21 protein-coding genes and 1 tRNA gene are annotated in these 22132 nt (G+C 67.7%); 19 read left to right on the top strand and 3 right to left on the bottom strand.

The features are described 5' to 3' along the window. Positions 1-101 precede the first annotated feature (101 nt). The 4 genes from AC3WRI_RS23425 to AC3WRI_RS23410 all read left to right on the top strand — a co-directional run bounded on the left by AC3WRI_RS23425 (position 102) and on the right by AC3WRI_RS23410 (position 4086). Positions 102-1073 (top strand): acetyl-CoA carboxylase carboxyltransferase subunit alpha, encoded by a 972-nt coding sequence (locus tag AC3WRI_RS23425; protein ID WP_010808961.1) that lies wholly within the window; start codon positions 102-104, stop codon positions 1071-1073. Further along, positions 1039-2490, top strand: a complete 1452-nt coding sequence (tilS, locus tag AC3WRI_RS23420) for a tRNA lysidine(34) synthetase TilS (protein ID WP_369597125.1) — start codon at positions 1039-1041, stop codon at positions 2488-2490. The genes AC3WRI_RS23425 and tilS overlap by 35 nt, the downstream gene beginning before the upstream one ends. A 122-nt stretch (positions 2491-2612) precedes the next feature. Next, positions 2613-3863, top strand: coding sequence for an aspartate kinase (locus tag AC3WRI_RS23415; RefSeq protein WP_010808959.1), 1251 nt, complete (start codon positions 2613-2615; stop codon positions 3861-3863). Between the two features lie 129 nt (positions 3864-3992). After that, a tRNA-Ser gene (locus AC3WRI_RS23410) sits at positions 3993-4086 on the top strand. Between the two features lie 139 nt (positions 4087-4225). Here AC3WRI_RS23410 and AC3WRI_RS23405 read toward each other — a convergent pair. Continuing rightward, entirely contained in the window at positions 4226-4876 is a 651-nt protein-coding gene (locus AC3WRI_RS23405; protein WP_051398466.1) for a TetR/AcrR family transcriptional regulator, read from the bottom strand. Positions 4877-5128: 252 nt separating this feature from the next. On the opposite strand from AC3WRI_RS23405, the gene AC3WRI_RS23400 reads away from it, so the two are divergent. From AC3WRI_RS23400 to AC3WRI_RS23385, 4 genes are all read left to right on the top strand, one after another. After that, the gene (locus AC3WRI_RS23400; protein WP_011614942.1) at positions 5129-5422 is read left to right on the top strand and encodes a hypothetical protein; all 294 of its coding nucleotides are present in this window, start codon (positions 5129-5131) and stop codon (positions 5420-5422) included. A 140-nt stretch (positions 5423-5562) separates the two neighbouring features. Then, positions 5563-6351, top strand: coding sequence for a citryl-CoA lyase (locus AC3WRI_RS23395; protein ID WP_492294177.1), 789 nt, complete (start codon positions 5563-5565; stop codon positions 6349-6351). After that, complete coding sequence (locus AC3WRI_RS23390) at positions 6348-8000, top strand: class I adenylate-forming enzyme family protein (protein WP_439668690.1); 1653 nt, start codon at positions 6348-6350, stop codon at positions 7998-8000. The genes AC3WRI_RS23395 and AC3WRI_RS23390 overlap by 4 nt, the downstream gene beginning before the upstream one ends. A 22-nt stretch (positions 8001-8022) precedes the next feature. Beyond that, on the top strand, positions 8023-8862 hold the full coding sequence (locus AC3WRI_RS23385) for a dioxygenase family protein (RefSeq protein WP_011614945.1): 840 nt from the start codon (positions 8023-8025) through the stop codon (positions 8860-8862). Between the two features lie 18 nt (positions 8863-8880). Here the strand turns inward: AC3WRI_RS23385 and AC3WRI_RS23380 are convergent, their stop codons facing one another. Beyond that, positions 8881-9735, bottom strand: coding sequence for an IclR family transcriptional regulator domain-containing protein (locus tag AC3WRI_RS23380; RefSeq protein ID WP_492294175.1), 855 nt, complete (start codon positions 9733-9735; stop codon positions 8881-8883). A gap of 83 nt (positions 9736-9818) precedes the next feature. Between AC3WRI_RS23380 and AC3WRI_RS23375 the strand changes: the two genes are divergently transcribed. From AC3WRI_RS23375 to AC3WRI_RS23330, 10 genes are all read left to right on the top strand, one after another. Then, entirely contained in the window at positions 9819-10706 is an 888-nt protein-coding gene (locus AC3WRI_RS23375; protein WP_010808952.1) for a LysR family transcriptional regulator, read from the top strand. A 121-nt stretch (positions 10707-10827) separates the two neighbouring features. Next, positions 10828-12039, top strand: coding sequence for a CaiB/BaiF CoA transferase family protein (locus tag AC3WRI_RS23370; RefSeq protein ID WP_010808951.1), 1212 nt, complete (start codon positions 10828-10830; stop codon positions 12037-12039). A gap of 27 nt (positions 12040-12066) precedes the next feature. Next, entirely contained in the window at positions 12067-13011 is a 945-nt protein-coding gene (locus tag AC3WRI_RS23365; protein WP_439668692.1) for a hydroxymethylglutaryl-CoA lyase, read from the top strand. Positions 13012-13048: 37 nt separating this feature from the next. Beyond that, positions 13049-14464, top strand: coding sequence for a 3-isopropylmalate dehydratase large subunit (gene leuC, locus AC3WRI_RS23360; protein ID WP_010808949.1), 1416 nt, complete (start codon positions 13049-13051; stop codon positions 14462-14464). 21 nt (positions 14465-14485) lie between these two features. Continuing rightward, positions 14486-15124: a 3-isopropylmalate dehydratase small subunit gene (gene leuD, locus AC3WRI_RS23355; protein WP_011614948.1), complete on the top strand. Its 639-nt coding sequence runs from the start codon at positions 14486-14488 to the stop codon at positions 15122-15124. A gap of 67 nt (positions 15125-15191) precedes the next feature. Beyond that, positions 15192-16184, top strand: a complete 993-nt coding sequence (locus AC3WRI_RS23350) for a Bug family tripartite tricarboxylate transporter substrate binding protein (protein WP_010808947.1) — start codon at positions 15192-15194, stop codon at positions 16182-16184. Positions 16185-16195: 11 nt separating this feature from the next. Continuing rightward, positions 16196-17113, top strand: coding sequence for an NAD(P)-dependent oxidoreductase (locus tag AC3WRI_RS23345; RefSeq protein ID WP_439668694.1), 918 nt, complete (start codon positions 16196-16198; stop codon positions 17111-17113). A gap of 36 nt (positions 17114-17149) precedes the next feature. Continuing rightward, positions 17150-18304: an ABC transporter substrate-binding protein gene (locus tag AC3WRI_RS23340; protein ID WP_492294173.1), complete on the top strand. Its 1155-nt coding sequence runs from the start codon at positions 17150-17152 to the stop codon at positions 18302-18304. A gap of 29 nt (positions 18305-18333) precedes the next feature. Further along, the gene (locus AC3WRI_RS23335; RefSeq protein WP_492294171.1) at positions 18334-19221 is read left to right on the top strand and encodes a branched-chain amino acid ABC transporter permease; all 888 of its coding nucleotides are present in this window, start codon (positions 18334-18336) and stop codon (positions 19219-19221) included. 2 nt (positions 19222-19223) lie between these two features. After that, on the top strand, positions 19224-20171 hold the full coding sequence (locus tag AC3WRI_RS23330) for a branched-chain amino acid ABC transporter permease (protein WP_011614950.1): 948 nt from the start codon (positions 19224-19226) through the stop codon (positions 20169-20171). Between the two features lie 13 nt (positions 20172-20184). On the opposite strand, the gene AC3WRI_RS23325 is transcribed toward AC3WRI_RS23330, so the two are convergent. After that, entirely contained in the window at positions 20185-21234 is a 1050-nt protein-coding gene (locus AC3WRI_RS23325) for an RNA-guided endonuclease InsQ/TnpB family protein (protein WP_492294169.1), read from the bottom strand. An 89-nt stretch (positions 21235-21323) separates the two neighbouring features. Here AC3WRI_RS23325 and AC3WRI_RS23320 point away from each other — a divergent pair, with 89 nt between their 5' ends. Then, on the top strand, positions 21324-22130 hold the full coding sequence (locus AC3WRI_RS23320; protein ID WP_010808941.1) for an ABC transporter ATP-binding protein: 807 nt from the start codon (positions 21324-21326) through the stop codon (positions 22128-22130). Positions 22131-22132: the final 2 nt, after the last annotated feature.

Genomic DNA, 22132 nt, shown 5'->3' with positions numbered 1-22132 from the left:
AAATTTAGTGGCAGGTGCAGTCCGGGCTATCTGGCAGGCGCTAAGATAGCGACCAAATTCCGGTAGAATGCGCCCCTTCACAGACAGGTACGTGTGATTTTATGAAAACCACCTTCCTGGATTTTGAGCAGCCCATTGCCGAACTCGAGGCAAAGATCGAAGAACTGCGCTTTGTGCAGGACGATTCGGCTGTTGATATTTCCGAAGAGATTTCGCGGCTGGCTGGCAAGAGCCAGCAGCTGACCAAAGACATCTACGCCAACCTGACCCCGTGGCAGGTTGCGCAAATCGCCCGCCACCCCCAGCGTCCCTATACGCTGGACTACGTGCGCGAGATCTTTACCGATTTCCACGAGCTGCACGGCGACCGCACCTTTGCCGACGATCTTTCGATCATCGGCGGCCTGGCGCGCTTCAACGGCCAGGCGTGCATGGTCATCGGCCACCAGAAGGGCCGTGATACGAAAGAGCGCGCCATGCGCAATTTCGGCATGCCCAAGCCCGAGGGCTACCGCAAGGCCAAGCGCCTGATGGAGCTGGCGGACAAGTTCGGCCTGCCGATCTTCACCTTCGTCGACACCCCGGGCGCATTCCCCGGCATCGACGCCGAAGAGCGCGGCCAGTCCGAAGCCATCGGCCACAACCTGTACGTGATGGCCGGCCTGAAGGTGCCCCTGATCGCCACCATCATCGGTGAAGGCGGTTCGGGCGGCGCGCTGGCGATTGCCGTGGGCGACGTGGTGCAGATGCTGCAGTTCGCCACCTACGCGGTGATCTCGCCGGAAGGCTGCGCCTCGATCCTGTGGAAGACCGCCGAGAAGGCACCGGAAGCCGCCGAGGCGCTGGGCCTGACCGCGCACCGCCTGAAGGCGCTGGGCCTGATCGACAAGATCGTGAGCGAGCCGCTGGGCGGCGCGCACCGTGACTACAAGGGCATGGCGGCGATGCTCAAGCGCTCGCTGGCCGAGTCGCTGCGCCAGTTCCAGGGCATGAGCGTGAAGGAGCTGCAGGCCCGCCGCTACGAGCGCCTGCTCGCCTATGGCAAGTTCAAGGAAACCGGCACCCAGGACTGACCCGTCCGCCCGGCTGACCGACAAGGTCGCACAGGCCCTCCAGGCCGGTGCGGCCTTTGTTGTTTCTGGCGGCGGCACGGGCGCGGCGACGATCGCGGTGGCCCTGTCGGGCGGACGCGATTCGGTCGCGCTGCTGCATGCCGCCCGTGCGGCCGCGGCGGAGTGGGGCGTTGGCGCGCGCGTGGTGGCGCTGCATGTCCACCACGGCCTGCAGGCGGATGCGGACGACTGGGACCGCTTCTGCGCCGCGCTGTGCGCGCAGTGGCAGGTCGGCTATTTCGTGCGGCGGGTGTCGGTGCAGCCCGAAGTGGGCGAGGGCGTGGAAGCGGCCGCGCGCCGCGCGCGCTACGCCGCGCTGGCGGCGATGTGCGCCGATAGCGGCGCGCGCCTGCTGCTGTTTGCCCACCACCAGGACGACCAGGTTGAGACCGTGCTGCTGCGGCTGTTCCGCGGCGCCGGCGTGGCCGGCATGGCCGGCATGCCAGGGCTGCGCCCGCTCGACGAGCGCAGCGGCGTGACGCTGCTGCGCCCCTGGCTGGATGTGGCCCGCGCCGAGATCGAGGCCTACTGCGCGGCCAACGCGCTGCAATGGGTCGACGACCCGTCCAATGCCGATGAGCGCTATGCGCGCAATGCCTTGCGCGCGCACCTGCCGGCGCTGGTCGCGGCCTTTCCGGCGTTGTCGGCCAACGTGGTGCAGGCGGCAGCGCATTTCGCCCAGGCAGGCGCACTGATCGATGAACTGGCAGCCGCCTCGCTGGCGGCGCTGGCACGCCCCGGCCGCGATGCCGACACGCTTGCCGAACTCGACCTGGCAGGGCTGCGCGCCTTGCCCGTGGCACATGCCGATGCCGTGCTGCGCTTCTGGCTGCGCGACCTCGGCGTGCGCGCGCCGTCCACCGCCAGGCTGGCGGCGATGCGCGAGCAACTGGTCGCCCACGCTGGCGGCGAGCCCGCGATCGCGCATGAAGGGCTGGTCCTGCGCCGCTTCCGCGACCGCGTGCTGGCCTGCACGCCGCCACCGATTGCCGCGCCGGCACCCGTGATGCTGGACTGGCGCGGCGAGGCCCGTATCGTCGTGCCCGCCTGGCGCGGCGAACTCCATTTCTTCCGCGATGACACCTTCGGCGTGCCCGAAGCGGCGCTGCGCCAGCCCTTGCGCCTGGCCGCCCGCAGTGGCGGCGAGCGTATCGTGCTGCGCCCGGGCGGTCCGGCCCGGGCCCTGAAGCAAGCCTGCCAGGAAGCCGGCATCCCGGCCTGGCGCCGCGCCTGGCTGCCGCTGCTGTGGTCTGGCGATACCCTGGTGCTGGCCGCCGGCCTCGGCATGCACCGCCGCTGGCCGGACGCCCCGGCGGCGCCGCGCTGGCGCGTCGAGTGGCATCCGCGGCCGCCGGCAGTGGCGATGCCGCCGCACTGAAGCGGCCGGATCGCCGTCGGCATCACTCCCGCTCTGCAGCCGAATCCCGCTCCCGCCTTGCCTGACAGGGCTTGTTCGTGTATTTTCAAGGGCTTTGCATAATCGCTGGCGTCGACAAGAAGATGGCTCTCATCGTTCACAAATACGGCGGCACTTCGATGGGTTCCACGGAACGCATCAAGAATGTCGCCAAGCGCGTGGCCAAATGGCACCGCGCCGGTCACCGCGTAGTCGTGGTGCCTTCGGCCATGTCGGGCGAGACCAATCGCCTGTTGGGACTCGCCAAGGAAATTTCGCCGCAGCCCAATCCGCGTGAGCTGGACATGCTCGCCTCGACCGGCGAACAGGCCAGCGTGGCACTGCTGGCCATCGCGCTGCACGGCGAAGACATTGACGCGGTCAGCTACACCGGCTGGCAAGTGCCGGTGAAGACCGACTCGGCCTATACCAAGGCCCGTATCGAATCGATCGACGACGAGCGCATCCTGGCCGACCTCGACGCCGGCCGCGTGGTCGTGATCACCGGCTTCCAGGGCATCGACGACGACGGCAACATCACCACCCTCGGCCGTGGCGGCTCGGACACCTCGGCCGTGGCCATCGCCGCCGCGATCGAAGCCGACGAGTGCCTGATCTACACCGACGTCGACGGCGTGTACACCACCGACCCGCGCGTGGTCGAAGACGCCCGCCGCCTGGACCAGATCACCTTCGAAGAAATGCTGGAAATGGCCAGCCTCGGCTCCAAGGTGCTGCAGATCCGCTCCGTGGAGTTCGCCGGCAAGTACCGCGTGAAGACTCGCGTGCTGTCGTCGCTGACCGACCCGCTTATGCCGCTCGAGCAGGAAATGCACTCGGGCACGCTGATCACTTTTGAGGAAGACTCCACCATGGAAGCAGCCGTCATCTCCGGCATCGCCTTTGCCCGTGACGAAGCCAAGATCACCGTTCTGGGCGTGCCGGACAAGCCGGGCATCGCCTACCAGATCCTGGGCCCGGTCGCCGACGCCAACATCGACGTCGACATGATCATCCAGAACCAGTCCGTCGACGGCAAGACCGACTTCACCTTCACCGTGCCGCGCGGCGAGTACCAGCGCGCGCTGGCCATCCTGAACGACGGCGTGAAGTCGCATATCGGCGCCGGCAGCGTGTCGGGCGACCCGAAGGTATCGAAGGTGTCGGTGGTGGGCGTGGGCATGCGCTCGCACGTGGGCATCGCCAGCAAGATGTTCCGCACCCTGTCGGAAGAGGGCATCAACATCCAGATGATCTCCACCTCGGAAATCAAGATCTCGGTGCTGATCGACGAGAAGTACATGGAACTGGCCGTGCGCGCGCTGCACAAGGCCTTCGAACTGGAACAGGCGTGATCCGTTCGTGAACACTTCTGGCGGGGCCGCGATTTTTGTGTTGAGTGATCGATTTTTCGTTGACCAACACGTGCGGCGCCGCTAGAATACGCGCTTCGTTGTGTGGCTCCCTCACACAACGCAAGTTTGGGAGACGTGGCCGAGAGGTCGAAGGCACTCCCCTGCTAAGGGAGCATCCGGGCCAAAACCTGGATCGAGGGTTCGAATCCCTCCGTCTCCGCCAGTCATGGCGGCGAAACCCCGGAAGATCGCGGTCTTCCGGGGTTTTTGTTTTTCTGGCCCATCAGATGCCTTGTGCCAGAGGATCGCGCATTCAAGGCATCTCGGACATCCCGGCGCGATGAGCGATCCGCGCTGCGATTTCAGTCCTGCGGCACGATCACGGCGATGGCGTTGTTGATCAGCGCACCGGTCTCGCTTTCGTCCGGCCGCATGCCGGTTGCCAGCGTCCGGTGCAGCACGCTGGCCAGCACCATGCCGTGGAAGAGCCGGGCGCTGGCCTCGGGACTTGCCGCAAGACGGATGCCGTTGGCCTGCTGCGCGGACAGGAAGGCCGCGATATAGGCGCACGTTGCCTCCGGGCCGCGCGTGTACCAGGCATTGCCCAGCGCCGGAAAGCGCCGCGACTCCGCAAAGATCAGCCGCAGGAACGCCAGGTGCCGTTCTTCCAGCAGCGAATGCAGGAAGCTGTGCGCAATCCTGTGCAGGCCCTGCGCGGCGTTGCAGCGCGACAGGTCCAGTCCTTTCTCTGTCTTCTCCAGGAAGCGGTCGCATAGCCGCTCCACCACCGCGACGAAGAGTCCGTCCTTGCCGCCGAAATAGCTGTACACGTTGGTCTTGGAGCCGCCGCACGCCTTGACGATGTCATCCAGGCTGACGCCGTCATAGCCATGTTCCAGGAACATGTCCGCGGCGGTGCTCAGGATCAGCGCGCGTTTCTCTTCGCCGCGGCGCGTGATGCGCACGGGCGGGTGGTGGACCACAGGGGGGGAAGCGCTTTCTGGAGAGTTCATCTGGTGCAGGCGTGGCGGCGCACCCCATGCCGGGGGCCCTGCGCAGTCTACCAAAAGCCGGCAGGCTGCTGCGTTTCCCCATGTGACAAGCTCATGGCTTCAATAAATCAGAACGACTCATTTCGAATTTAAGAATACCATACGGTACGGTTTTAATTATATTTGCCACCATGGGCGACGCGCTGAAGGGCTGGACCCCAGACCCCGGCCAGAACCGGCGCTCTTCTCTTCGATGCTTAACAGGAGCAAGTGATGAAAACGGCAATGTTTGGCGCAGCAGTGGTGCTGGTGATGGCTTCGGCGGCCCAGGCCGCGGTGCGGTCGCCCGATGTCTATACAGATGGCGCACGTGCGGCACATGGCTCGATCCCCTCGGCCGGGTCGGCGCAGCGTTCGCAGCCGGGCCGGCTGGTGGACGAGCAGTTCCGCAAGGTCGCAGCGCGCAAGGCCGATCCGTATCTGGACGGCGCGGTACGCGAGGTCGATCCCTTCACCGATGGCGCGCTCGCCCGGATCGGCGAGACCGATCCGTCGGACCGTGCCTGATGATGTGCCGGCGCTGCGCCTGGCGCAGTGCCGGCTGGCTCCCGGTGCAGGTATTCCCGACCTTGCAATGCACTGTGGCACGCCCTAGAATAATTCGTATAACGCATTAGATTGCGCGTAGCGCAAAAATAGGAGACAACGTGACGGATGCCAAACGCACCGGCCACACCGCCATTGCCCATGTGGAACTCCACGGGGTGTCGGTGCATGGCAAGGATCTCAGCCAGGAACTGATCGGCAAGATCGGCTTTACGGCCTACTTTCTGTTCCTGCTTACCGGCCGCCAGCCGGGCGAAAAGCTGGTGGCCATCACCGATGCCTGCCTGGTCGCCATTGCCGAACACGGACTGGTGCCGTCGGTGCAGGCCGCGCGCATGACGCTCGCCGCCGCCCCCGACGCCCTGCAGGGCGCGGTGGCCGCGGGCGTGCTGGGCTGCGGCTCGGTGATCCTGGGGGCCTCGGAAACCGCCGGGCAGATGCTGGCGCAAGTGCTGGCCGGCCGGGACGCCGGCACGCTGGCAGACAGCGCGCACGCGGTGGTGCGGGCCTTGCGGCAGGCGCGACAGCCGCTGCCGGGCTTCGGCCACCCCACGCACAAGCAGGGCGATCCGCGCGCGCACCGCCTGCTGGCATTCGCGCGTGAACTCGGCATCGCGGGCGACCACGTCGCCGCGCTCGAGGCGGTGGCCGCGGCGGTCCCCGAGCACTACAGCAAGGCCTTGCCGCTCAATGTGTCGGGCGCGATCCCCGCGGTGCTGCTCGATGCCGGCTATCCCGCCAGCGCGCTCAAGGGCGTACCGATGCTGGCCCGCGTGGCGAGCCTGATCGCCCACCTGCAGGAAGAGCGCGCGCAACCCATCGGCTTTATCCTGGCCGACGCCGCCGAACACGCCATCACTTACAGCGCCGCGCCGGCGCAAGCATCATGAAGCCGCCCGTACTCCCTGCCGGCGACGCGCTGGTGGCGCCGCTCGATGTGCTCAGGCAGTACCGCGCCCACGATGCCACGCTCACCGGCTTCCTTGCCGCCCGCGTGGCGGCGCACCCGGACAAGCCGGCGCTTGTGTTCGAGGGCGAGACTTGGAGCTATCGCCAGCTCGACCAACGGATCGGCCTCACCGCGGACTGGCTGGCGCAGGCGATGCAAGTCGGACCCGGCGACCGTGTCGGCGTGCTCTCGACCAACCATCCGTCCACCGTGGTGCTGATGTTCGCGCTGGCCCGTATCGGCGCGACCATGGTGCCGGCCAATCCCGAGTACCGGCTCGACGAGGCGCTGTACGTATTCCGGCACGCGCAGGTGTGCGGCCTGGTGTGCGCGCCCGGCACGCTGGCGACCGGCGCCGCCGTGGCCGCGGACCTGGGCGGTGACGTCTGGCTGCGCGCCAACGAGGATGGCGATCACGGCGTGCCGACGCTGGCCGCATCGATCGCGGCGCATGCGGCGCAGCCGGCCAACGCAGCCCCGGGCGTCGACAGCGACCGCAGCACCGCCCTGATCATCTACACCTCAGGCACCACCGGCTTTCCCAAGGGCGCCATGCACAGCCATCGCGGCTACGTGCTGACCGCCGAGGCCTTTGTCGGCCGCCTGCACTTGCAGCCGGACGAGCGCGTGATGTGCGTGATGCCGCTGTTCCATATCAATGCGTTGATGTATTCGGTGGGCGGGGCGCTGGCCTGCGGCGGCTGCCTGGTGCTGATGCGCCGTTTCTCGGCGTCGTCGTTCTGGCGCTTCGCGGCCGAGAGCGGCGCGACCGAGGTCAACCTGGTGGCCGCCGCCGGCAGCATCCTGGCGCGGCGCCCGCGCGCGGAATTCGTGCCGGGCCATCGCATTACCAAGATGTTCATTGCGCCGCAGACCCAGGAGATGGTGCGGGTGATGAAGCAGGAATTCCACGTGCCGCGCCTGATCGAGTGCTACGGCATGACGGAAATCCCCGGCGTCATCGCCAATCCGTTCAACGGCCCGCACAAGCTCGGCACCATGGGCCTGATCTCGCCGCACCCGGACCCGGCCGTGCCGGTGCCCGAGGCGCGCATCGTCGATGACGACGGCCACGACGTGGCACCCGGCGCCGCGGGCGAACTGCTGATCCGCACCCCGACGCTGATGCAGGGCTACTACCGCGACGCCGTGCAGACCGAGGCCGCGTTCCGCGACGGGTGGTTCGCCACCGGCGACCTGGTGCGCCAGGACAGCGATGGCTACTACGTGTTCGTCGCGCGCAAGAAGGACGTGATCCGCTGCAAGGGCGAGAACGTGTCCGGTGCCGAGCTCGACCGGATCTTCGGCGAGCACCCCGCAGTCGAGGAAGCGGCGGCCATCGGCGTGCCGGCGGACCTGGGCGAAGAAGAGATCCTGCTGGCGGTGCAGTTCCGCCCCGGGCAGTTGGTCGAGCCGGGCGAGTTGCTCGCCTGGGCTCGGGACCGGCTGGCCGTGCACAAGCTGCCGCGCTATGTCGTCGCCGTGGATGCCATTCCGCACACCCCTACGCACAAGCCGGCCAAGCACAAGCTGAAAGCGGATGGAACCCTGTTCGCCCGCGCCATCGACATGGCCGCCGCCAGCCACTGACACAGAATCACCGGAGACAGCGATGAACAACCCCGACAACTACACCCTGCAACGCGCCTTCGATGCCATGTGCAGCGATGCGCCCGGCGCGGACCCGGTCCTGCAGGCGCAGTTCCGCGTGGCGCTGAAGCACTTCCACGCCATGCTGGACGAACTGAAGCTGACCGACCGGCAGCTCTACCGGATCGCCACCTGGATAGGCAAGGTGGCCCAGCAGGATGAACTGATCATGCTGTGCGACATGATGGGCCTGACCATGCGCGCGCTGGACCTGGCACGCACCGATGACCACGCCACGCCGCAGAACGTGACCGGTCCGTTCCCCAAGGACGAGATCGCCGAAGGCTCCAACCCATGCCATATCGCCACCGACGACGAGCCTGGCCAGCGGCTGGAGGTGCGCGGCCGCGTGCTGGATGCCGCCACCGGCAAGCCGGTACCGGGCGCGATGATGATCGTATGGCAGCCCAACCAGTTCGGCCGCTATGAGAACGAAGATGACTCGCAGTCGGAAGACAACCTGCGCGGCAAGCTGCGTTGCGAGGCCGATGGCAGCTTCCAGGTGTTCACCATCCGCCCGGGTGGCTACATCATCGGCCGCGAGGATACCGAAGTGGGCGTGCTGATGAAGCGGCTGGGCCGCAACCGGCAGCGCGCGCCGCACATCCACTACCGGGTGATGCAGCCAGGCTACCGGAACCTGACGTCGCAGCTGTATTTCGCCGGTGATCCGGCCAATCCGGTCGACTGCATCTTCTCAACCATCGACGACCACATCGTCGACGCGCTGCCGCACCCGGAGCGCGACGGCTACCAGCTGGTCAACCTGGATATCGTGCTGCAGCCTGAAACGGCGCAGTAAGCCGGCGCGCGAGGCCGCTCAGGAGGCGGCGGTAATGGAGTGCGCCAGCGCCGGTGCGCGCCGGATCGCCGCCTCGATCGACGCGGCGGCTTCGCGCAGCGCCGGCAGCCGGGTGGCGACCAGTTCGTCCGGGCTGGTGCGCTCGGTTTCGGTGGAGCAGTTGATGGCGGCGATCACGCGCTGTTGCGGGTCACGCACCGGCACGGCGATCGACAGCACGCCCAGCTCCAGCTGGCTGTCCTGGATGGCATAGCCCTGCTCGAGCGCGCGTGCCAGCGCCGCGCGCAGCGCGTCGGCATCGCTGAGTGTCAGCGGGGTGAATTTCTGGAATGGCGCCTTGTCGAGGATCTTGTTCTGCTGGGCCTTGGGCGCGTGCGCCAGCATGGCCAGGCCAAGGGAGGTGCAATGGACCGGCAGCCGGTAACCCACCGAAGCCCGGAAGGCGATGCGCCGGCGGCTGGGCACATGCGCCAGGTAGACCACGCTGTCGCCGTCGAGGATGGCAAGCGAGACCGAATCGCGGAAGCGCTCGGCCACCTCCTGCAGGAACGGCTGCACGATGTCGCGCAGGTTCATCGAGCTGAGGAAGGCGGCGCCCAGCGACAGCACCTTGGGCAGCAGCACGAAGCGGCGGCCGTTGGCGCCGATATAGCCCAGCGCCCGCAGCGTCAGCAGCGCGCGGCGCGCGGTCGCGGGCGTCATGCCGGTGGCCTGCGCCACTTCGCTCAGCGTCAGTTCCGGCGTGGTCTCGGTAAAGGCCTGGATCACCGCCAGGCCCCGCGCCAGCGCCGCGACGTAGTCGCGGTGGCCTTCCTCGAGCTTCGGCGGAGCGTCGTTGTCGACGGGGGCGGACGGTTTGGCGGCGGAGGTCATGGCCGTATTTTAGCCGCAACGGACCGCATGCAACACAAGGGCCGGGGCCATCGCAGGCCACCGGATCCGGGAGACATCGCATCATGAGACTCGACCCCACTTCGCTGCGCCTGTTTGTCGCCGTGGCCGAAACCGGCTCCATCGCCGCGGCGGCGGAGCACGCGCACCTTGCCGCGGCCGCGGTCAGCAAGCGCGTGAGCGAACTGGAGCAGGGGCTGGGCACGGCCTTGCTGATGCGCAGCAACAAGGGCGTGCAGCCGACCATGGCCGGGATGGAGCTGGCGCACCTGGCGCGCGGCGTGCTGCACAACCTCGATGACATCCTGGTGCGCATGCGCGACTACGGCGGCGGCTTGCGCGGGCAGGTGAGGGTGATGGCCAATATCTCGGCCATCACGCAGTTCCTGCCGGCGCAGCTCAAGTCGTTCCTGGCCGAGTACCCGCTGATCGACGTGCACCTGGAAGAGCGCGTCAGCACCGCCATCGTGCGCGCGGTGGCCGAGAACGCCGCGGACATCGGCATCTTCACCGCGGGCGCGGTGGGTGCGGAGCTGGAGACGTTCCCCTACCGGCGCGACGAACTGGTCGTGGTGGTGCCCGGCGCGCATCCGCTGGCCGGGCGGCACTCGGTGACCATCCGCGAGGCCTTCGACTACGACTTCGTCAGCCTGCACGCAGGCAGCCAGATCCACCTGCAGCTGGCCAAGGCTGCCAGCGAGGCCGGCCGCGTGTTCAAGCCGCGCATCCACGTGCCCGGCTACGACGCGCTGTGCCTGATGGTGCAGGCGGGACTGGGCCTGGGAATCCTGCCCAGGTCCAGTGCCGGGCCTTACCAGCAGACCCTTGGCATCCGCACCGTCGCGCTCGATGAAGCGTGGGCCGCGCGCCAGCTGGTGATCGGCGTGCGTGCGTATGAGGGCCTGTCCGCGGTGGCGCGGCTGCTGGTGGACCGGCTGCGCGAGGATGAATAGCGCGCCAGCGCTGCCATCGTTTTTCGCGATGGCGGGCTCGCCAATGGTTGCTTTACCGCGCGCGCGGGTTCTTCCAATCTTGCATCACAGACCACCGTATCCACAGGAGCAGCAAACCGCCATGGCTAACGAAGCGAACAACGGAACGATGCCGCTGCAGGGCGTCCGCGTGATCGAACTCGGCTCGCTGATCGCAGGCCCGTATGCGGGCGGACTGCTCGCGCAGTTCGGCGCCGAAGTGCTGAAGATCGAATCGCCCAAGGACGGCGACCCGCTGCGCAAGTGGCGCAAGCTGTATGAAGGCACCTCGCTCTGGTGGTATAGCCAGAGCCGCAACAAGAAGTCGCTGACGCTGGACCTGCGTTCGGCGCAGGGCCAGGAGATCGTGCGCAAGCTGGTCACCGAAGCCGATATCGTGATCGAGAACTTCCGCCCCGGCACGCTCGAGAAATGGGGCCTGGGCTGGGAGGACCTGCGCAAGGTGAACCCCGCGCTGGTCATGGTGCGCATCTCCGGCTACGGCCAGACCGGACCCTACAAGGACCGCCCCGGCTTTGCCGCGATTGCGGAATCGATGGGCGGGCTGCGCTATGTCAGCGGCTATCCCGACCGGCCGCCGGTGCGCTCGGGCGTGAGCATCGGCGACACGCTGGCATCGCTGTATGGCGTCATCGGCGCCTTGCTGGCCATGCACCACCTGCGCGCCAACCAGGGCGAAGGGCAGTTTGTCGACGTGGCGCTCTATGAGTCGGTCTTTGCCGTGATGGAGAGCCTGGTGCCGGAGTACGCCAAGTTCGGCCATGTGCGCGAGCGTTCGGGCGCCAGCCTGCCGGGCATCTCGCCGTCGAATACGTATCCGTGCCAGGATGGCCAGTACGTGATCATTGCCGGCAACGGCGACGCCATCTTCCGGCGCTTCATGGCCGCCATCGGCCGCGACGACCTGGGCCAGGACCCGCGCCTGGCGCACAACGACGGGCGCGTGCAGCACAACGCCATGCTCGACGACGCCATCACCGCGTGGACCTCCGCGCATGACCTCGACACAGTGCTGGCAACGCTGGAAGCCGCGGCCGTGCCCTGCGGAAAGATCTACACCGCAGCGGAGATCAGCAGCGACGCGCACTACCGCGCGCGCGACATGATCGAGCCGCACCAGTTGCCGGATGGCTCGCCGGTGGAGCTGTCCGGCATCGTGCCCAAGCTCAGCGGGACCCCGGGGCGCACCAGGTGGATCGGCCCCGAACTGGGCCAGCACACCGAAGAGATCCTGGCGGGCATCGGCATTGCCGGCGACGAGCTGCGCGCGCTGCGCGCCGCCGGCGTGGTCTGAGCCCGCCCCAACGAAAAGGAAAGAACCATGTGGCTTCCTAACGCCCCCCGGCGCGTGCGCATCAATGAAGTGTCCGTGCGCGACGGCTTCCAGATCGAGCCGGAATTCGTCCCCACCGAACAGAAGATCGCGCTGATCGACCGCCTCTCGGAAAGCGGCCTGGCCAGGATCGAGATCACCTCGTTTGTCTCGCCCAAGGCGATCCCGAACCTGCGCGATGCAGAGGCGGTCGCGAAAGGCATCCGCCGCCAACGGGACGTGGTCTACACCGCGCTGGTGCCCAATGCGCGCGGCTGCGAGCGCGCACTGGAGTGCGACCTCGACGAGATCAACCTGGTGATGTCCGCCAGCGAGACGCACAACCTGGCCAACATGCGCATGACCTGCGACCAGTCGCTGGAGCAGTTCCGCGGCGTGATGCAGCTGGCGCAGTCGGCCGAGCTGGCCGTCAGCGGCTGCGTGGCGACCGCGTTCGGCTGCCCGTTCGAAGGCGAGATCGCGCCGGAACGGGTGAAGTGGGCCGCGGGCCGCTACCTGGAACTGGGCATGGACAGCATCACGCTGGCCGATACCACCGGCATGGCCGACCCGCGCCAGGTGAGCAAGCTGGTCGAGGCGTTCCTGCGCTGGTTCCCGGGCGTGCCGCTGACCCTGCATTTCCACAACACGCGCGGCATGGGCCTGGCCAATGTGCTGGCCGGCCTGGCGGCGGGCGTGGACAGTTTCGATGCGTCGCTGGGCGGGCTGGGCGGCTGCCCCTTTGCGCCGGGCGCGACCGGCAACATCTGCACGGAAGACCTGGTGCACATGCTGGAGTCTTCCGGCATCGACACCGGTGTCGACCTGGACCGGCTGCTCGGCGCGGCGCGCGAGCTGCCGGCGCTGGTCGGACACGATATTTCCGGGCAGGTGGTCAAGGCCGGCAAGACCACCGAGCTGCATCCGGTGCCTGAGTGGGTGGGCGCAAGGTAACCCGCGTCCGCCACGAGAAATACAAGGAGAGACCCCCATGACTGAACCCGACCGCCCGGCGAGCCTGCTCGACAAGCTCTGGGCCAGCCACGTGATCCACCAGGAGCCGGACGGACCCGCGCTGATCTATATCGACCGCCACCTGGTCAACGAGGTGACCAGCCCGCAGGCCTTCGAAGGCCTGCGCCTGAACGCGCGCAAGGTGTGGCGCGCCGCTTCCGTGCTGGCAACGGCCGACCACAACGTGCCGACCACCGCGCGCAAGCTGGGCATTGCCGATCCCGTCAGCCGCGCGCAGGTCGAGGCCCTGGACCAGAACTGCGCAGACACCGGCATCGTCAACTTCGGCATGGACGATCCGCGCCAGGGCATCCTGCACGTGGTCGGTCCGGAGCGCGGCGCCACCTTGCCCGGCATGAGCATTGCCTGCGGCGACTCGCACACGTCAACACACGGCGCGTTCGCAGCGTTTGCGTTCGGCATCGGCACCTCCGAAGTGGAGCAGGTGCTGGCCGCGCAATGCCTGTGGATGAAGAAGCCCAGGTCGATGCTGGTGCGGGTGGACGGCGAGCTGCCCCGTGGCGTGTCCGCCAAGGACATCGCGCTGGCGCTGATCGGCCGCATCGGCACCGCCGGCGCCACCGGCCACGTGATCGAGTTTGCCGGCAGCACGATCCGCGGCCTCAGCATGGAGGCGCGCATGACCGTGTGCAACATGGCGATCGAAGCGGGCGCGCGCGCCGGCATGGTGGCGGTGGATGAAACCACGCTGGCCTACCTGGACGGCCGCCCGCAAGCACCGGCCGGTGCGATGTGGGACGCCGCCACCGGCTACTGGCGCACGCTGCGCAGCGATCCGGGCGCCGCCTTCGATGCCGTGGTGGAGCTGGATGCCACCGCGATCCGCCCGCACGTGACCTGGGGCACCTCGCCGGAAATGGTGGTGGCCGTCGGCGAGCGCATTCCCGATCCGCGCGACGAGCGCGACCCGGTGCGGCGCAAGAGCATCGAGCAGGCGCTGGACTACATGGGCCTGCTGCCGAATACGCCGATCGAGGCGGTCGCGCTGGACAAGGTATTCATCGGCTCATGCACCAATGCGCGCCTGGAAGACCTGCGCGCCGCGGCGGCGGTGCTGCGCGGGCGCCATGTCTCGCCGCGCATCAGGCAGGCGCTGGTGGTACCGGGCTCCGGGCTGGTCAAGTCGCAGGCCGAGGCCGAGGGGCTGGACCAGGTGTTCATCGCCGCCGGCTTCGAATGGCGCGAACCGGGCTGCTCGATGTGCCTGGGCATGAACGATGACCGCCTGGCGGCCGGCGAACGCTGCGCTTCCACTTCCAACCGCAACTTCGAAGGCAGGCAGGGGCCGGGCGGGCGCACCCACCTGGTCAGCCCGCAGATGGCGGCCGCAGCCGCGGTGGCGGGCCACTTCATCGATGTGCGCTCGCTGTAGACCACCGGAGGAAACCGAGCAATGAGAGCCTTTACCACCCTGGATGGCCTGGTGGCGCCGCTGGACCGAGCCAATGTCGATACCGACGCCATCCTGCCCAAGCAGTTCCTGAAGTCGATCCGGCGCAGCGGCTTCGGCCCCTACCTGTTCGACGACTGGCGCTACCTGGACCACGGCGAGCCCGGGCAGGACTGCAGCAGCCGGCCCCTCAACCCGGATTTCGTGCTGAACCAGCCGCGCTACCGCGGCGCCTCGATCCTGCTGGCGCGCGAGAACTTCGGTTGCGGCTCATCGCGCGAGCATGCGCCGTGGGCGCTGGAGGACTTCGGCCTGCGCGCGCTGATCGCGCCCAGCTTTGCCGACATCTTCTACAACAACTGCCTGAAGAACGGCCTGCTGCCGATCGTGGCGGCGCCGGACGTGGTCGAGCGCCTGTTCGCCGAGACCGCGGCCACGCCGGGCTACCGGCTGCAGGTGGACCTGGCCGCGCTGCAGGTGGTGACGCCGTCGGGCGAGGCCATTGCCTTCACGCTGGATCCGTTCAAGCAGCACTGCCTGCTGAACGGCCTGGACGATATCGCGCTGGCGCTGCGCCATGCCGGGCAGATCCGGGATTACGAGCAGGCGCGGCGGCAATTGGAGCCCTGGCTCTTTGACTGAATGATCCCCTGACGGCAGCCGGCCGTCCGAGCCGGCACCGTCGACACAGACAATGGATGGAGACCCTATGTCCTGGCAATTTCATACGACCCACGCGCTGCGTGCCGCAGCCTTCGGCCTGGCCTGCCTGGCAGGCACGGGCGCCGCACTGGCGCAGACCTATCCCGCGCAGCCGATCCGCATGGTGGTGCCTTACGCACCGGGCGGAACCACCGACATCATCGCCAGGCAACTGGCGCAGCGCATGTCCGAGAAGCTGGGCCAGCCGGTGGTGGTGGAAAACAAGAGCGGCGCCAATACCGTGATCGGCGCCGACGCGGTGGCCAAGGCGCAGCCCGACGGCTACACGCTGCTGCTGACCAACGATGCCACCTTCGTGCTCAACCCGGTGGTGCTGCCGTCGGTGTCGTACAACGTCGCGCGCGACTTTGCCCCGGTGGCGACGATCGGCTACGTGCCGCTCGTCATGGCCGTCTCGGGCAGCCTGCCGGTGGACAGCGTCAAGGACCTGGCCGCATATGCCAAGGGCCGTCCGCAAGCCCTCAGCTACGGCTCGTTCGGCAGCGGCAGCCAGCCGCACCTGATGGGCGCGCTGTTCAACAAGCTGGCCGGCACCGACCTGGTCCACGTGCCGTACAAGGGCTCGGCGCCGGCGGTGGCAGACGTCGTCGGCGGCCAGATCCTGATGACCTTCCCGGCGCTGCCGACGATCCAGAGCTTTGTTGCGGCAAAGAAACTCAAGGTGCTCGCCGTCAGCGGCGACAAGCGCACGCGCGCGCTGCCGCAGGTGCCCACCTTTGCCGAGGCCGGCTACAAGGACATGGACATCTCGGCCGTCTACGGCGTGCTGGCCCCGGCCAAGGTGCCGCGCGCGGTGGTCGACAAGCTGAACGCCACCATCCGCGAGATCCTGGACGACAAGGACTTCGTCGAGAAGCACTTCGCCGCGCAGGGGATGGTGCCGATGAAGCTGAGCCCGGCGCAGTTCTCGCAGTACATCGAGACGCAGACGCGCCAGACGCGCAAGCTGGTCGAGCTGTCCGGCGTCAGGGTCGAGTAGGGGGGCGGGCCATGATCAACACAAGCAACGCGCACGCGGTGCAATCACCGCGGCTTGGATGGATCGGCGTTGGTGCCATGGGCCGACCGATGTGCCTGAACCTGCTGAAAGCCGGCTACCGGCTCACGGTCTTTGACCGCGTGCCGGCGCAGTGCGAGGCGGTGGCCGCCGCAGGGGCGGCAGTGGCGCCTGCCGCGCAGGCACTGGTGGCGGACTCGGATGTGGTGTTCTCAACGATCTTTGACGATGGCGGGCTGCGCGACCTGTTCCTGGCCTCCGGCGGCGTTGCCGGCGCCGCGACGGCGGACAAGGTCTTTGTCGACATGAGCACGGTCTCGCCCGATGCCTCGGCAGAGGTGGCTGCCGCGCTCGCGCGGCGCGGCGCCGCTTTTCTGCGCGCGCCGGTGTCGGGCACGGTATCGCTGGCGGCGAGCGCGCAGCTGAGCTGTTTCGTATCCGGGCCGCGGCCGGCCTTCGACGCGGTGCAGCCCGTCCTCGCGTGCCTGACCGCGCGCCAGTCATACGTGGGCGGCGCGGACGAGGCCCGCGTCATCAAGCTGATGATCAACATGATGGTGTTCATGAGCACCGCGGTGATCGGCGAGGGGCTGGCCTTCGGCGCGCGCGCCGGGCTGGACCGCGCGCTGATGGTCGATGCGATCAACGACAGCATCGTCGGCAGCGCCCACTACCGCACCAAGGCAGAGCAGCTCAAGCAGCGCGACTACGCCGCCGTCGGCCCGATCTCGCTGGTGGTGAAGGACCTCGACCTGGCATTGGCGGTGGCCCGCGACAACGCGGTCGCGCTGCCGATGTCGTCGCTGGTGCGGCAATACCTGGCGCTGATGCAGCAGCGCCGGCAGGGCCATCTCGACATCGCCGCGCTGGCCGATGTGCTCGAGTGGGCAGGCGTGCCCGGCGCAGTGTAATCGGGCCAACCCGATACCTACAACAAGGACGGAGACATGAACCACAACCCGATCACCCGGGCGCCGCGCGCCCTGTTTGCCGCCGCCGGGCTTGCCCTGGTCCTGGCGATGCCGCCGGTGCTGGCCCAGGGCACGCCCGGCGCCGAACCGGTCCGCATCGGCGGCCTGTTCTCGATCACCGGCGGCCTTGCCGCCGTGGGCCAGGCCGAGCGCGAAGGCGCGCTGCTGGCGCAGAAGGTCGTCAATGCCCGTGGGGGTATTGGCGGGCGGCCGCTGGAAATGATTGTCGAAGACGACGGCTCCAGCCCGGATTCCGCCGTCGCCAAGGCGAACGCGCTGCTCCATACGCACAAGGTTCGCGCCATCGTCGGGCCATCGGGCATTGCCCAGACGGTTGCCATCGGCGGCATCACACAGGCGCAGAAGGTGCCACTGTTCTCGTTCTCGGGACTGGGGCCCGCGGTGGAGCGCGAACGCCATTGCGTGTTCCACCTGACGCCGTCGCAGGAGCTCAACGCGCGTGCCGTGCTGGCCTATGCGCGCGACAACGGCCTGAAGCGCGTCGGCGTGCTGCATGACTCGGGCTACGGGCAGGTGGTATGGACCAGCCTGAAGACGCTGGATCGCGAGTACGGCGTCAGCTTCATACAGGTGGAGAAGTTCGAGATCGCCGCCACCGATGTCACCACGCAGGCGGCCAAGATCAAGGCGGCCAAGCCGGATGCCATCATCGTCATCTCGACCTCGCCCGCGCCGTTCCGCAACGTGCGCCAGCTGAAGGTCGGCGTTCCCGTCATCTCCGTGCATGGCACGGCTACCTACGAGACCGTCAAGGCCATGGGCGAGGCCGCGGACAACATCATCCATCCCGAGTTCATCGTGTCCGAAGACCCGCTGCCGGGACAGAAGGAATTCGTCGAGGCCTTCCGCAAGGAGTACGGCAAGCTGCCCAAGCATTTCTCGGCGGTGGGCTGGGATGCGGTCATGGCCCTGGCCGCGGGCCTGAAGGCGGCCGGTGCCGATGCGCCGGGCGACAAGCTGTGCAGCGCGTTGCGCCGGCCTTACCAGGGCGTCACCAGCGGCTACGACTTCGCCGCGCCCGACATGGGCGGCATGACGCTGGCCGGCTTCACGTACTCGAAGCTGCAGAACGGCCGGTTCGAGCGGCTGCCCTACAAGGCCAAACCATAGCCTGCGACGCTCGCGGGAAAGGAGCTGGTATGTCCACTACCCTCGTATTCCAGGCGATCCTGTCCGGGATCACCAATGGCTTTGTCTACGCGCTGATCGGCGTGGGCATGGCCATCATCTTCAAGGGCACGCGCATCGTCAATGCGATGCAGGGCGAGTTCGCGGTGATCGGCGCGCTGGTGGCGGTGTTCGCGCTGAAGGCGCTGGGCCTGCCATATGCGTTGTCGATTGCCGGCGGCATTGCCGCCGGTGCCGTCAGCGGCCTGGCCATCGACGTGCTGTTCGTGCGGCCGATGCTGCGCCGCGGCGCCGGCGAAGAGAGCTTCCTGCTGCTGACCATTGGCCTGGCCTTTGCGCTGTCGGCCGCGGCGCTCTACTTCGGCGGCCGGGATTCGCACCTGCTGCCGGCGCTCGGCGGGGAGGGGGTGGTGGAGCTGTTCGGCGCTACCACGCCCGTGCATGCGCTGGCACTGACCGGCATTGCGGTGCTGCTGGTCGGTGCGCTGCGCCTGTTCTACACCAGGACCCTGGCGGGCCTGGCCATGACCGCTGCCTCGCTCGATCCGGATGGCGCCACCACCACCGGCATCAACGTGCGCCGCATGCGCACGTACACGTTCCTGCTCGGCGGCGGGTTCGGCGCGATCGCCGGCGTGCTGGTCACGCCGCTGCTGTCGATGAACTACCAGATGGGCATCGGCCTCACGCTGAAGGGCTTTGCCGCGGCCATTCTCGGCGGCCTGGGCAATCCGCTCGGGGCCGTGGCGGGAGGCCTGCTGCTCGGCCTGGCGGAATCGCTGGCGGTGGTGGGTTTCCCGTCTGGCTATCGCGACGTGATCGCGCTGTCGATCCTGATCGTCATCATGATTCTGCTGCCCAACGGCGTGCTGGGCCGGGCCGGGCGCAAGGGAGGATAACCATGAACCCGTCACGCGCGTTCATCCTGGCTGGCGTGTTGCTGTGGGTGGCGGCCGGGCAGCTGCTGTCGCGGCACCACGTCGACCTGCTCAACTTCGCCGCCATCCTGGCCGTGGGCGGCCTTGGCGTGGGCCTGCTGCTGGGGCAGTGCGGCATCGTCAACCTGGCGCAGGCCTCGTTCTACGGCATCGGCGCATACGCCTCGGCGTACTGCACCACGGCGCTGGGCTGGCCGGCGTTGGCCGGTGCGGCCGCCGGGCTGGCCATCAGCGCCGCGCTGGCTGCGGCCATCGGCGTGCCGGTGCTGCGCCTGGGCGGCTTCTTCCTGGCGCTGGCGACGCTGGCGGTGGGAAGCATCGCCAACGTGCTGTTCTTCGAGTGGGACTGGCTGACCGGCGGCACGCTGGGAATCGGCGGCATTCCCAAGCTGTCCTGGTTCGGCTATGTGCTGGACACCCCGGAGCGCTACTACTACTTCGTCTGGCCGCTGCTCGCGGTGCTGCTGTGGCTGGTCGACAACCTGGTCAAGGGCCGCCCGGGCCTGGCCATGCGGGCGATGCGCGATGCCGCGCCGGCGGCGCAGGTGCTGGGCGTGGACATGCACCGGCTGAAGACCTCGATGTTCGTGCTGTCGGCCATGCTGGGCTCGCTGGCCGGGACCTTGTTTGCCCACTATGTGTCGTTCGTCAGCGTGCAGAGCTTTACGGTGGAGCGCTCCATCGTGTTTCTGCTGGTGCCGGTGGTGGCGGGTGCCCGCTCCACCTATGGCGTGATCCTTGGTGCGCTGTTCGTCTCGCTCGTGCCGGAACTGCTGAGCGGGCTGGGGGATTTCCACCAGGTGCTGTTCGGCGCGGTGCTGGTGCTGGTGGTCACGCTGATGCCCGGCGGGATGACGGGCGGCATCGCTGGTGCGCTGCAGCGCATGCGCGGACTGAAGGAGGCAAGTTGACATCCTCCCCTCCCTAAAGGGAGGAGTTTCCCTCTGCAGGCGATCGATGTCCCGATCGGGCAAGGACATTTAGCGCAGCGTTCACATCGCGATCATGTACAGCACCGCATCCACTGCATACCCACTGCCATATTCCAAGGTCTGCGATACCTTTCGGCGTCTCCGGCGGCATCGCGTCGCACGAAGAACAAACCTGGGTGGTGAAACGTTCGTCGACTTCCTCGTACCACGCGCCATGCGCAATCGCCTTGTACGCGAGCATTGTGCGGAAGGACGACCAGCCCGCATCGAGGACGGACTTCGCCACGCCGGTCTTGGCGAGGCCGGCGGCGTTCACATTCCCCACCGCGATGTAGTCGAAGTCCCGCACGATGCGATGCGAGAGCTTGTGCAGAAAGTCACGCCGCCCATTTTTGATGCGCGCGTCGAGGTTCGTGGCCTGTCGTTTCTTGCGCGCACGCTGCGCCTTGGCCAGCGCTTGCTCGAGTCGGCCAAGGTGGCGCGGATTCTCGACCTTTTCGCCGGTGGACAGCGTGGCAAGGTCCTTCAAGCCAAGATCGATGCCGACGCCGCGTTCCGGGGGCCGGGCCTGGGTGTCGGCAACTTCAATCACGATGTTCAGGAACCAATTGCCTCGCGCATCGCGGGAGAAATTGGTGCCGTCCTTGATCTTGCCCTCGGGAAGGGGGCGGGAGCTGAACACGCGAAACGTGTTGCCGGCAAAGCGGAATCCGTCGCCCGAGCGCTTGAGATCCCGGCCCTTGAGCGGTGCCCAACCGAGCGACTTGCGGCCGCGATAGCGCAGGCACGGCCGGCGGTGCTGGCTACGCGACTTGGCGTACTGCTCGCAAACCGCGTTGATTGTGCCGGAATGGATACGGAGTTCCTTGCTGCTGCCGGTCGTCAGCACGTTCAGATCGAAACCCGTGGGCCACTTCTTGCCCCATTTGAGCGCGTGCTTCTGCGTGTCATTGCAGAAGTTCCAGACGTAGTTCACCGCGCGGCTCTGCTGATTGAGCAGGCCGTTCAGCGACTTCACCCGGTAGCGATAGACCAGAGGCATGCCGGTCATTCCAATTTGGGATTGCTTGCTGCCGGCAGCACTCCTTTCACTCCCCGCCCTGAAGGGCGAGGTTTTTCGGAGCAAGTCTGATGAACCATCCCGTTCCTGCTTTTGGCGCGGCGCCACAAGCCGTGCGCCCGGCGCAGGCATTACTGCGCCTCGACGCGGTCGCGCACAGCTTCGGCGGGCTGGAGGTGCTGCGCAATGTCAGCTTCGACGTGCCGGCCGGCCATATCGTCGGCCTGATCGGTCCGAACGGCAGCGGCAAGACCACCTGCTTCAATATCGTCTCCGGCTTTCTGCGCCCGAAGGGGGGCAAGGTGTCGCTGGCGGGGCGGGACATCACCGCCGACACCGTCCAGCAGCGCAGCCGCGCCGGCCTGGTGCGCACCTTCCAGACGCCACAGGTGTTCGAGCACATGACCGTGCTCGAGAACCTGATGGCAGGCTGCCACAAGGCCACCCACGCTGGCGTGCTGCAGGCGATGCTGCGCACGCCGGCGTCGCGCCGCGAGCTGGCGGCCATGCACGACGCCGCGCTGGCATGCGCCGGCAAATTCGGGCTGGAGCGCTTGCTGCAGCACCGGGCCGGCACCCTCCCGGCGGGCCAGCGGCGCATCGTCGAACTGGCGCGTGCCTGCATCGGCAATCCGGAACTGCTGTTGCTGGACGAGCCGTCGTCGGGGCTGAACAGCGAAGAGATCGAACTGCTGCGCGCATGGATCGTGCGCCTGCACCAGGAGGGCATGACCATCCTGCTGGTCTCGCACGACATGGGGCTGATGACGATCTGCGGTACGGCCCATGTCCTCTATTACGGTGAAATCATCGCCAGCGGGGCGCTGCACGAGGTGCAGGCCGATCCGCGCGTGCGTGAAGCCTATCTGGGAGTCTGACC

The organism is Cupriavidus sp. FW305-27 (assembly GCF_058787995.1).
This window is presented reverse-complemented; position numbering and strand designations above follow the sequence as displayed.